The sequence below is a fragment of the Kitasatospora sp. RG8 genome (assembly GCF_017813315.1).
Classification (GTDB): Bacteria; Actinomycetota; Actinomycetes; order Streptomycetales; family Streptomycetaceae; genus Kitasatospora.
In genome coordinates, this window is record NZ_JAGIYX010000028.1 from 21,370 (window position 1) to 34,363 (window position 12,994).

At 74.3% G+C, this 12,994-nt stretch carries 9 protein-coding genes, 1 tRNA gene and 2 pseudogenes; 7 read left to right on the forward strand and 5 right to left on the reverse strand.

The features are described from left to right. Positions 1–13 precede the first annotated feature (13 nt). Positions 14–1,204 (forward strand): acyl-CoA dehydrogenase family protein, encoded by a 1,191-nt coding sequence (locus tag J5Y04_RS31705; RefSeq protein WP_209415855.1) that lies wholly within the window; start codon positions 14–16, stop codon positions 1,202–1,204. Between the two features lie 192 nt (positions 1,205–1,396). On the opposite strand, the pseudogene J5Y04_RS31710 reads toward J5Y04_RS31705, so the two are convergent. Beyond that, positions 1,397–1,828, reverse strand: a pseudogene (locus J5Y04_RS31710) (universal stress protein); the annotation flags it as partial. A gap of 774 nt (positions 1,829–2,602) precedes the next feature. Here J5Y04_RS31710 and J5Y04_RS31715 point away from each other — a divergent pair. Further along, the gene (locus J5Y04_RS31715; protein ID WP_245205829.1) at positions 2,603–3,859 is read left to right on the forward strand and encodes an HAD family hydrolase; all 1,257 of its coding nucleotides are present in this window, start codon (positions 2,603–2,605) and stop codon (positions 3,857–3,859) included. Positions 3,860–4,154: 295 nt separating this feature from the next. Here J5Y04_RS31715 and J5Y04_RS43725 read toward each other — a convergent pair whose 3' ends face one another. Next, positions 4,155–4,958, reverse strand: coding sequence for a GNAT family N-acetyltransferase (locus J5Y04_RS43725; RefSeq protein WP_209415856.1), 804 nt, complete (start codon positions 4,956–4,958; stop codon positions 4,155–4,157). 1,033 nt (positions 4,959–5,991) lie between these two features. Here J5Y04_RS43725 and J5Y04_RS31725 point away from each other — a divergent pair. The 5 genes and pseudogenes from J5Y04_RS31725 to J5Y04_RS31745 form a co-directional block, all read left to right on the forward strand. After that, positions 5,992–6,994, forward strand: a pseudogene (locus J5Y04_RS31725) (helix-turn-helix domain-containing protein); the annotation flags it as partial. An 898-nt stretch (positions 6,995–7,892) separates the two neighbouring features. Next, positions 7,893–8,495 carry an oligoribonuclease gene (gene orn / locus J5Y04_RS31730; protein WP_148645060.1) on the forward strand — a complete coding sequence of 201 codons (603 nt, stop codon included), beginning with the start codon at positions 7,893–7,895 and terminating at the stop codon, positions 8,493–8,495. 164 nt (positions 8,496–8,659) lie between these two features. Beyond that, positions 8,660–8,735 (forward strand) — tRNA-His (locus J5Y04_RS31735). 189 nt (positions 8,736–8,924) lie between these two features. After that, positions 8,925–9,371, forward strand: coding sequence for a DUF4442 domain-containing protein (locus tag J5Y04_RS31740; RefSeq protein ID WP_209415857.1), 447 nt, complete (start codon positions 8,925–8,927; stop codon positions 9,369–9,371). Positions 9,372–9,457: 86 nt separating this feature from the next. Then, positions 9,458–10,555 (forward strand): hypothetical protein, encoded by a 1,098-nt coding sequence (locus J5Y04_RS31745; protein WP_209415858.1) that lies wholly within the window; start codon positions 9,458–9,460, stop codon positions 10,553–10,555. Positions 10,556–10,678: 123 nt separating this feature from the next. On the opposite strand, the gene J5Y04_RS31750 is transcribed toward J5Y04_RS31745, so the two are convergent. From J5Y04_RS31750 to J5Y04_RS31760, 3 genes are all read right to left on the reverse strand, one after another. Then, positions 10,679–11,140: a GNAT family N-acetyltransferase gene (locus tag J5Y04_RS31750; RefSeq protein WP_209415859.1), complete on the reverse strand. Its 462-nt coding sequence runs from the start codon at positions 11,138–11,140 to the stop codon at positions 10,679–10,681. Positions 11,141–11,354: 214 nt separating this feature from the next. Further along, on the reverse strand, positions 11,355–12,284 hold the full coding sequence (locus J5Y04_RS31755) for a spermidine synthase (protein WP_374106151.1): 930 nt from the start codon (positions 12,282–12,284) through the stop codon (positions 11,355–11,357). 77 nt (positions 12,285–12,361) lie between these two features. Continuing rightward, a complete protein-coding gene (locus tag J5Y04_RS31760; protein ID WP_245205831.1) occupies positions 12,362–12,883 on the reverse strand; it encodes a hypothetical protein in 522 nt (173 codons plus the stop codon). Positions 12,884–12,994 lie beyond the last annotated feature (111 nt).

Below are 12,994 nucleotides of genomic sequence, written 5' to 3' on the forward strand. Positions count from 1 at the left end.
CAGGAGGATCACCATGCTCGATCACCGGCTGAACAGCGAGTACGAGGAACTGCGGCGGACGGTCGCCGAGTTCGCCCAGGACGTGGTCGCGCCGAAGATCGGCGAGTTCTACGAGCAGAACGAGTTCCCCTACGAGATCGTCCGGGAGATGGCGCGGATGGGCCTCTTCGGCCTGCCGTTCTCCGAGGAGTACGGGGGCATGGGCGGCGACTACTTCGCGCTCGGCCTCGTGCTGGAGGAGCTCGCCCGCGTCGACTCCTCGGTCGCGATCACCCTGGAGGCCGCGGTCTCGCTCGGCGCGATGCCGATCTACCGCTTCGGCACGGAGGAGCAGAAGCGCGAGTGGCTGCCCCGGCTGACCTCCGGCGAGATGCTCGGGGCGTTCGGCCTGACCGAGCCCGAGGGCGGCTCCGACGCCGGTGCGACCCGCACCACGGCGCGGTACGACGAGGCCACCGACGAGTGGGTCATCAACGGCACCAAGTGCTTCATCACCAACTCCGGCACCGACATCACCGGCCTGGTCACGGTCACCGCCCTCACGGAACCGATCGCTCGTTCGAGTGAAGAGGGCGAATTCTCCTCGCCGAAGCGCGAGATCTCCTCCATCATCGTGCCTACCGGAACCCCGGGGTTCCAGGTGTCGAAGAAGTACTCGAAGGTCGGGTGGAACGCATCCGACACCCGCGAACTGTCCTTTACCGACTGCCGCGTCCCCGCGGCCAACCTGCTGGGCGAGCGCGGCCGCGGCTACGCCCAGTTCCTGCGGATCCTCGACGAGGGCCGCATCGCGATCGCAGCCCTGGCCACCGGCCTGGCCCAGGGGTGCGTCGACCAGTCCGTCGCCTACGCCGGTACGCGCCGCGCCTTCGGGCGGCCCATCGGTGCCAACCAGGCCATCCAGTTCAAGCTCGCCGACATGGAGATGCGCGCGCACACCTCCCGCCTGGCCTGGCGGGACGCCGCCTCCCGGCTGCTGCACGGCGAACCGTTCAAGAAGGAGGCCGCGATCGCCAAGCTGTACTCGTCCGAGGCCGCCGTCGACAACGCCCGTGAGGCGACCCAGATCCACGGCGGGTACGGCTTCATGAACGAATTCCCGGTCGCGCGCTTCTGGCGCGACTGCAAGATCCTCGAGATCGGGGAGGGCACGTCCGAGGTCCAGCGCATGCTCATCGCGCGGGAGTTGGGCATCCAGTCCTGAGGCCCCGCCCCTCCCGTACAGCCTGAAAGAGGCTTGCTCTCCCGATTGTCCGACTGGCCCGTCAATCGACTTCCCGGACCGGCGACCGGCCTGTCTGCCGACCTACCGGCCCTCCGGGTTTCGGGTCGGCGGCTTCCCGGCCTCCCGGCCAGGGGCCGGTCGGGCCATCGGGGCAAGCCAGTTGTCGGTCCGTCAGGGGATCACGATCACCGGGCGGTTGGCCCGCCGCGCCAGCCGCCCGGAGACCGAACCGAAGATCTTGCCGAGCAGGCCGTGCGTGCTGCCGACCACGATGGCGTCGGCCGCGTACTCGCGCCCGACCTCCTCGATCTCGTGGCAGATGTCGCCGCCCCGCTCGACCAGGACCCAGGGGACACCCGCGAGGAAGTCCGCACAGGCGAGTTCCAGGCCGAGCACCTCGGTCCGGTGGTCGGGGAGGTCGACGAAGACGGGAGGTTCACAGCCGGCCCAGACCGTAGCGGGCAGCCGGTTGGCCACATGAACGATCACCAGGCCGCACTGCGAGCGACGGGCCATGCCCACCGCGTAGGCGAGAGCGCGCTCGCTCGACAGGGATCCGTCGAAACCCACCACCACACCGTGCTGGAACGCGGGATCACAGGACAGGACCGGCGTCTCCTGGATCTCCGGTGCGCTCGGCAGGCCGGCACCCCCCGGGTGTTCGGCCCCGGGACCGAGGCGGCCCGTCACCGCCGGTTCCGCAGGGTCGGCCCGGTGCTGGTCGCGTCGTTGGCGGGAACCGGGGCGGCTCCGGCGCGCGATGTTGCGAAGAATGCGGCTGAGAGCCCGAGCGTCCACGACAACCGGCTCTCCCCCTGAATCTCCGCCGTCACAGCCGTCACCACCGACTCCACCGGCCGCTGGGCCGATACCGCGGACCGCGTCCGGCTCAATCGGTCGGGATGACTCAAAACCAGCCATGGCTCAAGGCTCTTCGAGGGAGATGGGCCGAAAGGAGAGGACAACGCTGCCCAGGCAGCAGGGCCGCCCACGGGACGACGTCGGTCTTCGCCGAGCACCACCGTTTGTGACCTATTCCTTTCAGAGTACGACGGGCGGGAGACTCAGCCCAGCGGCGAAGCCTCCGAACGCCTCAGTTCCCGCAAACGGAGGATGCGCTCGCCGGCCGCAGTGCGCCCCCGCCTGCGAACGATCGCGCCCCCTCTGGCGAAGGAGGTTCCCTGGAGCTTGACTGAGCGAACCGGGCGATGCAACAGGCCACCGGGACACCGTGACCGGACTGTCATGGATCGACAACGATCCGTCGCCGCCCGTCACCGGCCGCTGATCCCGGAGGCATGGGCGCCCCGGCGGGGCCGGCATCCGTTTCAGCCAATTCGCACGGGTTCGCGGCGGCCTCTGGCATTTGCCAGGTGCATGAGCGCGGCCGCTGGCAGCATGCTCGGCATGCCGCTGCTCCTGCTCGACCTCGACAACACGCTGCTCCCCAGGGACGCCGCTTTCCGGGCCTGGGCTCAGGATTTTCTGACCGAACGCGGACTGCCGCCCGGCGATCTCGACTGGCTCGTCACCATCGACGGCGGCGGCTACGTGCCGCGCAGCACCGTACTGTCCGCCACGCAGCGCCGCTACGGGTTGGACGACTCCCTCGAATTCCTGCTCGCGCACTACCGACGCGGCATCAACTCCCACATCCACTGTCCCTCCCGGAACATCGAGGCGCTGCGGGCGGCGCGCGCGGCGGGGTGGACGCTCGGCATCGTGAGCAACGGCAACACCCGGCCCCAGTTGGAGAAGATCCGCCGGACCGGGCTCGGCCCGCTGGTCGACGGCTGGGTCATCTCGGAGGAGGCGGAGTGCGTCAAACCGGACCCGCTGATCTTCGAGATCGCCGCGCAGCGCTGCGGCATCGCGCCCACCGGCAACTGGGCCGCGGAGACCTGGATGGTCGGGGACCACGCCCCCGCCGACATCGCGGGGGCGGAACTCACGGGGTTGCGCAGCGTCTGGCTGCACCACGGCCGGCCCTGGGCCGAGCCCGGCTACCGGCCGACGCTCAAGGCGGCGGGCCTGCCGGAGGCGGTCGGCCAGGTCCTGTCCGCACGCAGCGCACCGGCGCCGCGGCCGGGGATCCGGGCGGGCGGCGCGGCCCGGCGGAGGACGACCGGCGTGGAGGCCGGAAGCCCGCGGTCCCGGACGAGCACGGTGACGGCGCTGCCGGGCGTGCGGTCCGGCGCACCGTTCCCGGTGTCCGCCCCTGACGGCCGGCGTGCGCCTGTTCCCGTGCACGGCGAGGAGGTCAGTGCCCGGGGCTCGACGGCGGAGGTCGGTGTCCGAAACCGTTCCGGTGAATTTGCGGCCGCCGGAGAAGACCGCCCCGTCGGCGGGAGGTCGACCGGTACGGCGGACCGGACGGGCGCCGCGGAACGGGCCGGACTCCGCTCCGAACGCGCCGACCAGCCCTCCCACCCCGCTGTCGTCGGCGCTCCCGCCACGGCCGGTGAAGCCGCCACCGCTCACACCGGCGGTGCGCACCCCTCCCCCGGACACACCGTCCCTGCACACGCAGCCCCTGCGGAACGCCCTGCGCGGACGAGGTTCGCCAAGCCGCCGGCGTGGTTCGGCCAGCGCCCGCCCGCACCCGCGGTGGAGGCGGCGGCGGTCTCACCGTGACGTGACCGGACCCCCGCGGACCTGACCGGACACCCGCGACCGCGACCGGCACCGGCCTGCCCCACCCGGCAGAACCCCCGGCAACACCGGCGCGAGGGCCCGGCACGGGAACCTGCACGGGAGCCGATGCAGGAACGGCACGGGAACCTGCCCGGCCCAGTGCCGGGCCGGCCCGCCCTGACCATCAGGGCGTCACCGTCCACCTCGGAGGCCCCCGGAAGACCCCCGCGGGCCCCGGGAACGTCCGGGAACTTCCAGGGGCCTCCGGAGTCCTCCGGGCACCCCTCGGACGCGCCTACCCCTCCGACGATCCGGTCAGCGACCACCAGTGCGTGCGACCCCGCTCGATGAAGCCGAGCTTGCGGTAGAGCGGCTCGCCGAGCTGGGTGGCGACGAGGGTCGCCGGAAGGTCGTGACGGGCTCCGGCCAGGGCGGTCTCCAGGACGGCGCGGGCGACACCGCGGGAGCGGTGGTCGGGGAGCGTCGCGACCCAGTACACCCCGGTGGAGCGGCCGTCGTCGTAGGTGAGGGAAGCGCCGGCCGGTACGCCGTCGATGCGTCCCAGCCAGGCCCGGAAGCCCGGTTCGCGGAGGAGGTCCCCCGGCAGCATCCCGCCCCGGGTCCAGGGCTGTCGTTCCGTGATGGGGAACCCCTCGACCACGGCCCGCTCGACCTCGGCGAACTCGTCGGCGTCCAGCACCTCATCGACCGTCAGAGGCCCACCGTCCCGGTCCCCGGAGCGCGGGAGCGAGCCGGTCAGGGGTGCTTCGAGCGGGCCCGGTTCGCGCACCATCACGGCCATGGCCCGGCCGTGCCCGCAGCCGTGGCGCGTCATGTCCAGCCCGCCGTAGGGGTCTTCCAGCGTGAGCCGGACGGTGGACCACTCGCGCACGAGGGCCGCCAGCTCGTCTTCGAGGTCCGCGGAATCGCCGTAGGGACGCGTGATCACGATGCGGTGCGCGTCGTCCGGCGTGCGGGCACAGCGGACCGCGGTGAACCGGGGTGTTATGAGCTGTTGCCAGCCGTGCGTACGGGCTTGGGCGAGCCAGAATGCGGCGGCGTTGTCGTTGGCCTGTTCGAGCCGGCTGAGGATCTCCACTCCAGGGACGGTAGCGCGAGCCGGCGATCGCCGCTCTGCCGCCCCGGCACTGGCCGGATGAAGCCCGGGAGGCGCACGGTTCGGCCTACGTGCGCCCTCTTGTGCACCGCCTATTTTCGGTCAATCTCGTGCGTCTCCCCCGCCCTTGGGCAAAGTCGCAGCCCAGACCCTCCGGCCGGGCACGCCGAAGCCGGGCGCCCCAGGACCAGTCCCGCGACAACCAGCCACCGTTGCACCGGCCCCCTTCCCAGAAGGGTCGACGGGTGCCACGCTTCGTGATCGAATGCATCACGCCAAATTGCCATGTCGACATAGCGTCGGATGGTGAACTTGTCACAACGGCAACGGTCCACCCGATAGATTCGATCTTGGCTAGCAGTGCCGCACCACCACACCACACCACCGAGGGGGCTTGAGCGCCTTGAGCAGGGTGAGCAGGAGCGACGCGGGTCCTGACAGCGGCCAGGCCGTGGCCGGTATCACCGGTCGCTCCCCGAGAGCCACCGGCGCCCCGGCCATCGCTGCCAACCCCCGTTCCTCCGGCACCTCCAGCGCCGCCCCGCACCTCTCGTACCCCTCTGCGGCCGCTTCGGCCCTGCCCGCCCCGGCCGCCTCCCCGGCGCCGGGACCGGCCGGAACAGGGGCCTTCCCGGCGGGCGTGGAACAGGGTGGACGATCCGTCAGCCGACCCTCGGTCAATCCCGTTGCCGTGCACGGCGGCGGGCACGCGGGCCCGTCGGTTCCCGGCCATCCTGGTACTCCGGGCCCGGGGCAGGGCCACGGACAGGCCGGCGTCCCGGGCCATGTCCACCCCGGACAGCACGGCCAGCACGTCCACACCGGACAGGACGCGGCGTTCCCCGCCTTCTCCGGCGGCCCCGCCCCGGCCTCGCCCTCGACGGGACCGGCGTCAGGAGGCATGCCGGGTGGCGGAATCGCGGCAGGTCCGCTCGGCCTCGGCGGAAACGGCTACGGTCCGGCCGGCCACGGCCCGGTCGGCGGTCCCGGCGCGAACGGCTCCTCGACCGCGGTGATGGCCGCCGCACCCCGGAAGCTGTCCGGCCGGCGCCGGCGCGAGACCGTCGCGGTACTGATCTTCGGTGGCGCACCGATCTTCGAGAGCTCCATCCCGCTCTCCGTCTTCGGCGTCGACCGCCAGGACGCCGGGGTCCCGCGCTACCGCCTGCTGGTCTGCGCCGGGGAGGAGGGGCCGCTCGCCACCACCGGCGGCCTCACGCTCTCCGCACCGTACGGGCTGGAGGCGCTCGCCCGGGCGGGCACGATCGTGGTGCCGGCCTGGCGCTCGATCTCGCAGCCGCCGCCGGTCGAGGCGATCACCGCACTGCGCAAGGCGCACCACGAGGGCGCGCGGATCATCGGGCTCTGCACCGGCGCGTTCGTGCTCGCGGCCGCCGGTCTGCTGGACGGCCGCCCGGCGACCACGCACTGGATGTACGCGCCGACCCTGGCCAAGCGCTACCCCCGGGTCCACGTCGACCCGCGTGAACTCTTCGTCGACGACGGCGACGTGCTGACCTCGGCCGGCACGGCCGCCGGTATCGACCTCTGCCTGCACGTGGTCCGCAGCGACCACGGCGCCGAGGCCGCCAACGCGCTGGCCCGCCGCCTGGTGGTGCCCAGCCGTCGCAGCGGCGGCGGACAGGCCCAGTACATCGATCAGTCTTTACCGGAGGAGATCGGCAACGACCCGCTGGCCGAGGTGGTCACCTGGGCGCTGGAGAACCTCAACCAGCAGTTCGACGTCGAGGTGCTGGCGGCCCGGGCCTACATGAGCCGGCGGACCTTCGACCGGCGGTTCCGCACGCTGACCGGCAGCGCCCCGCTGCAGTGGCTGATCACCCAGCGGGTGCTCCAGGCCCAGCGGCTGCTGGAGACCTCGGAGCTGTCGGTCGACGACGTGGCCCGTCGTTGCGGGTTCCGGTCGCCGGTGGCCCTGCGCGGGCACTTCCGGCGCCAGCTCGGGGTCTCGCCGGCCGCGTACCGGACGAGCTACCGGGCCCGGCGCCCGGGGACGGCCTCGCCGACCCCGACCCCGGTGCACCCGGGCGACCTCCGGCTGGCGGGCGCCGTACCGCAGTCGGCCGCGGCCCATGCCGCGGCTGCCGCCGCCGCCACCGCGGCGGGCGGGGCACCGCTCGGCCAGCACGGCCAGCACGGGCCGGCGGGCCAGCACGGCCAGCCGTCCGCGCACCCGCTCGCGGCCGGGAGCAGCGGGCACGCCGGGCACCCGGGGCAGCACGGTCCGCTGGGCCAGCACGGGCAGCCGTCCGGGCCGGGGTTCCACGCCCGTGCCGCGCAGCCCTACCCGCACCAGCAGGCGGGGCAGCCCTCGCACCCCGGGCAGCCGGGGGCCGGGCGCGGTCCGGCCCGCCCGCCGCTGGTGCCGACGCAGGCCGGTCCGGGAGCGGGCCGCCCCCTGCGCACCGCGGAACACGCCGCGGCCGAGGACGGCCACCCGCAGCCGGGTGCCCGCGGTCAGGGGCAGGGGCATCGCAGTGCGGCCGAGCGACCCTCGGACGAGGCCGGCGGGACCGGCGTCGGCGGTGCCGGTACCGGCGGTGCGGCCGGCGGCCGCGGCCACGGTGCGGCCGGCCGGGTGCCGGCGCCCGCGGGGTCCGGCACGCCGGAGGGCAGGGCCCGACAGGGACGCGCTCCGCAGGTCCGCCCGCAGGGTGGCCGCGCGGGCGACCCCGAGGGCGTCCGGGAGCCGCGCGACCCGCGGACCGCACGGGACGGCCTCCAGGCTCACCCGGCCCACCCGGTGGGCCGGGCCGGGCAGGTCACACCGGCCCGCGAGGCCCACGAGCCCGGCACTCCCGGCCAGGACGAACACGCCCCGGAGGGCTGCGCGCCGGCGCCACACCCGGCTCCTCCGGTGCCCGTGGCGCGTGATCGCGCCGTAGGGTGAGTGGCGTGAATGACCGTTTGGTATGGATCGACTGTGAAATGACAGGCCTCGACCTCGACCGGGACGCCCTGGTCGAGGTCGCGGCGCTGGTGACGGACTCCGAGCTGAACGTCCTCGGCGAGGGCGTGGACGTCATCATCCGCCCGCCGGCCGAGGCGCTGGCGAACATGCCCGAGGTGGTGCGCACGATGCACACCTCCTCCGGCCTGCTCGACGAGCTGGAGCACGGCGTCACGCTGGCCGAGGCGGAGGCGCTGGTCCTCGCGTACGTCCGCGAGTACGCGCCCGAGGCCGGACGGACGCCGCTCTGCGGGAACTCGGTGGCGACCGACCGCGGCTTCCTGGCCCGGGACATGCCGGCCCTGGAGGGCCACCTCCACTACCGGATCGTGGACGTCTCCTCCATCAAGGAGCTGGCCCGCCGCTGGTACCCGAGGGCGTACTACAACAGCCCGCAGAAGGGCGGAAACCACCGGGCGCTCGCGGACATCCGCGAGAGCATCGACGAACTGCGGTACTACCGCGAGGCGGTGTTCGTCCCGCAGCCCGGCCCGGACACCGACACCGCGCGCGCGATCGCCGAGAAGTACCAGGCGCCGACGGACTGACCCTCCCCCGGCCCTCCGACGGCCCCGGATCGAGGCCGTCGGAGGGCCGGGGAACGGGCCGGCGAACGCCCGGGGGAAACCCTGGCGCGAGCACCCTCTCGGATCCTGTAGAGTTCTTCCTGTCGGAACGGGAACGCGAAGAGCGGGAACGGACCGGACAGATGGTGGGTGTAGCTCAGTTGGTAGAGCACCTGGTTGTGGTCCAGGTGGCCGCGGGTTCGAGTCCCGTCACTCACCCCAGAGCCTGAGGGGCCGATCTCTTCAAGAGATCGGCCCCTCAGGCGTTTTCGCGTTCCCCGCCCCCCTTCCGTACGTCTCCTTCCGCGCATCCCGTTCCGGGCGGTCCCCCGGCGGTCCCGCGACATTCCTCCGCAAGAGATCTGCCGACGGGTCTGCCCTCAGAAGCTACTTGCCAGTAACATAGCTGCCATGACCACACCTTCGATCGGCCAGCTGCTCGACTCGACCGTGCCGATGGCACGCACCCTCAAGCTGGAGTACCTGGAGACGACGCCGGAGCGCGCCGTCCTCCGGCTGCCCGACCAGCCGGAGTACCACAACCACGTCGGCGGGCCGCACGCCGGAGCGATGTTCACGCTCGCCGAGTCCGCGAGCGGTTGCATCGTCCTGGGCGCCTTCAGCGACCAGCTCTCGCGGGCCGTGCCGCTCGCGGTCAGCGCCGAGATCGCGTACAAGAAGCTGGCCATGGGCGCCGTCACCGCCACCGCCGTGCTGGGCCGCCCGGCCTCGGAGATCGTCGCCGAGCTCGACAAGGGCGAGCGGCCGGAGTTCCCCGTCACCGTCGAGATCACCCGCGCCGACGGCGCTGTGACCGGCGTCATGACCGTCATCTGGACCCTGCGCCCCAACTCCTGACCGGTTCCGGCTCCTGACCGTCCGCGGGGAAACCGGTCGCCGCGGCGCGCGGCCGGTGGATCCATGACCCGCGATGATGACTGTCCGTGACGACGACCGTGACCTCACGGCCCGTCCGCTCGTTCTCGATCCACGTGCGAGCCAATCACGCGAGCAAGGCCCCGGTTCCCGCCCGACGCGCCGTCGGCGGTGCACGGCGCCCGGGCGGCCGGTGGCTGCCCGGGCCGCGTGCCGTCGCGGCGGGCGGGGTGCTCCTCGCACAACTCTGGGGGCTCGGCGCACTGGGCGTACCCGCCCACGCGGCGGCCTCGCCACTGCCGGAGCCGGTGAGCCACACCGCGGGCCGGACGCCGGGCGGCGGCCGGGCCGGTCCCGGGACCGGCGAGGGACAGGGCAGCGACGGGCGGGCCGTCGACGGGCGGATCCGCGACGGGGAGTCAGCCGGGCGCGTCGCCGCAGCGGACCGGGATGCCGACGGCGCGGCGGCACCGGGCCGGGCGGCGCCCGAAGGGCAACCACCCTCCCCCGGCCTGGCCGCGCCCGGTCCGACGGCCTCCGATCCTGCGGCGCCCGGTCAGGCCTCCTCGCCGGGGCCGCTCGGTGAGCCCGTCGGCACGGCCGGCTCCGTCCCCTCCCCTGCGCCGGGCCCGGAGGCCGCGAGCGCGCCGGTCGGCAGCGTGCTCCAGGACCGGATCAGAGCGGGTGACCTGCCGCTGCCGGGCCAGCGGGCCTCCGTCCCCGACGCGTTCGCGATCGCCGCCGGCCTGCTCGGGACCGCCCCCGCACAGGCCCGCACCACGGCGGCGCGCGTCTCCCCGGACGGCGGCGACGGCTCCAAAGAAGCATCGGCGGCAGTCGGCCACTCAGGTTCCGCCGACTCACGGACCGCCGCGCCCAACGCCGGGCAGCACACTCCGGCCGCGCCACCGCCCGCGCCCGGGAACAGCGGGCGGCAGGAGCAGACCGCCGGACGGCCCGGCCCCGGCGGCGCGGGGAACGCCCGCACCACCGCGCCGGAGCGTTCCGCACCGCACGAGGACCTCGCACTGACCGGCGCCCTCGCAGCTCCGGCCGGCCACGGTCTCGCGGGCACCGGCACGGCCGTCCTCGCGCCGATCGCCGCGGGGCTGCTGCTGACCGGCGCCGCGATGTGCAAGCACCGGGGACTGCCGCGCGGGCACTGAGGCGGCCGTCCGCCACTCGGCCCGGATCACCACCTCGCCGCCGCCCCCGCCGCACGCCGCCCCACCGCCACCGCACGCCACCACCGCACGCCCGAGCGCCGGCGGCCGGTCCGTGTCGGGGACTCAGGCGGTCGCGGCGATCTCCAGGGCGAGCAGCGGCAGTTCGCGGCCGGGTATCGACCCGGACGGGCTGGTGCCGATCCTGGTGGCACCCATCGCAAGGTAGAACGGCTCGGCGTTCGGGTCCGCGTCGAGGGTGAGCCGGCGGAAGCCGAGTGCCGCGGCCTGCGCCCGCAGGTGCGCGACCAGGCTGCGGCCGACACCCCGGCCGATGGTGTCGGGCTCCACGAAGAGCATGCCCAACTCGCCCTCCGGGGGCGTCCCGACGAGGGTGACGAAGCCCAGTACCCGACCGTCGGCCTCGGCCACCGCCGTCCGGCGCGGCTCGATCCCGGCGGGATCGAGGGTCAGTTCCTCCCGGCAGGCCTCCAGGAACGCCTCGTCGTAGCCCCAGTACGCCTTGGAGCGCAGGGCGAGCTCGCTGAGCTGCTCCGCCTCGTCCGGCCGGGCCGGTCTGATCCGCATGCCCTCGCTCCTCCCGTCCGACCTCCGCCGTCCGCATTCCGGACAGGCGCGCCCATTCTCGGCGGGCGCCCGCCGCTCGCCAAGCGGTTAACCGGGACGGACGGCGGGCGTCCGTGCGACCTGGGACTTCCCCCGGGCACGGGCCGGCGGGTGGGCGGCGGCCCGGAGCGGAGCCACCCGGGCGAGGCCCGCTCGGACAGGGCTCGGTCGGGGCTCAGCTGAAGGCCCCCGGCGGCGGGGCCGGGGAGGGTGCCGCGGTGGCGTCCGTCGCCGGGGCGGCGCCGGCGGCGAAGTCGACCAGGGCACGGCCGTGTTCGACCCGGCCGAGGGCGGCGTCGGAGGCCACCTTGCGGCCCAGTTCGGCGAGCGGGAGCGGGGCGTGCGCGGCGGCCAGGATCAGGTTGCCGAAGCGCTTGCCCCGCAGCACCGCCGGGTCGGCGACCAGGCAGAGTTCGGGGAACACCGCTCCGAGGGTGGCGATCTGCGAGCGGGCGAACGGCAGCGCCGAGCCGTCGGCGATGTTCACCGCGTACCAGCCGCCGGGGGCCAGGGCCTTGGCGGCCAGCGTCGTGAACTCGACGGTCGTGCAGTGGGCGGGCACCCGGGCCCCGGAGAAGACGTCGGCGATCACCAGGTCGACGGTGCCCTCGGGGGTCCGCTCCAGGACGCTGCGGGCGTCCGAGCCGCGCACCTTGATCTGCCAGCCGCGCTCCAGCGGGAGTTCGGTGCGGACGAGTTCGGTGAGCGCGGTGTCGATCTCCGCGACCTGCTGGCGGGACCGCGGGCGGGTGGCCGCGACGTAACGGGCCAGCGTGAGGGCGCCGCCGCCGAGGTGCAGGACGGTCAGCGGACGGCCGGGCGGGGCGACCAGGTCGATCAGGTGGCCGAGCCGGCGCTGGTACTCGAAGCCCAGGTGGGTCGGGTCGGCGAGGTCGACCATGGACTGCGGGGCACCGTCGACCAGCAGCGACCAGGCCGCGGGGCGGTCGCGGTCGGGGCGCAGTTCGGCGAGCCCGGAACCGACGGGACGGGTGAGCGGGCCCTGGGTGTGCGTCCGGCCGCCGGGGCCGGTGGCCGCCGGCTGTGGCTCCGCCGCCGTACGGCCCTTGTCGGCGCTTCGGCCGGCCCTGCTGCTTCGTCCCATACCGGCCATTATCGCCGGGTCGGCGGACGGCTCCGCAGCTCAGCGGGGTGGCGGCGGGCGGGACCGGGCCGATGGTCTCAGAACGGGCCGAGGCCGCCCGCGGTCAGGGTGCAGGCGGCCTCGCAGAGGGCCGAGCGCAGAACCCAGGCGTCGGTGGGGCGGACGCAGCGGTCGGCGCCGGCCGGGGGCATCACCCAGCGCGGATCGGTGGCGGGCGGGATCAGGGCACCCGCCGTACAGGAGCTGCCGGGAAGGTGCCACGTCTCCGAGGTGCCGGCGGGGACGAGGAAGGAGACGGTGCTGCCGCTGCGGCTCTGCAGCACCGCGCCGCAGGCCCGGCGCAGCCGCAGGATGTCGACCGCCTCCAGGCCGTGCCGCAGGGCGACCGTCACGGTGTCGCAGCCGGTGCCGACCGCGCCGTCGGCGTCCGGGGCCAGGCGGCGGAACGGCCCGCTGCCGCCGCACGGGGCGCGACCGCCCTCGACGGGCCCTCGACCCGGACCACGATCGTCGGCCGGTTCGGGCGACAGGGCGGGGACGGCGCCGGCGAGCACCCCTCCGGCGACCAGGCGGTGGTACTGCGGTACTCCGGTGGCCATCACGGGCCCTCCTGTCACCTCGTCCGATCGGAAGCGCCACCGCCCGGCGGGTGGGGGGCCGCCGCTGCGAACGGCGGGGCCTGGGCGGAGACCGGGGCTTCCACGTATCAG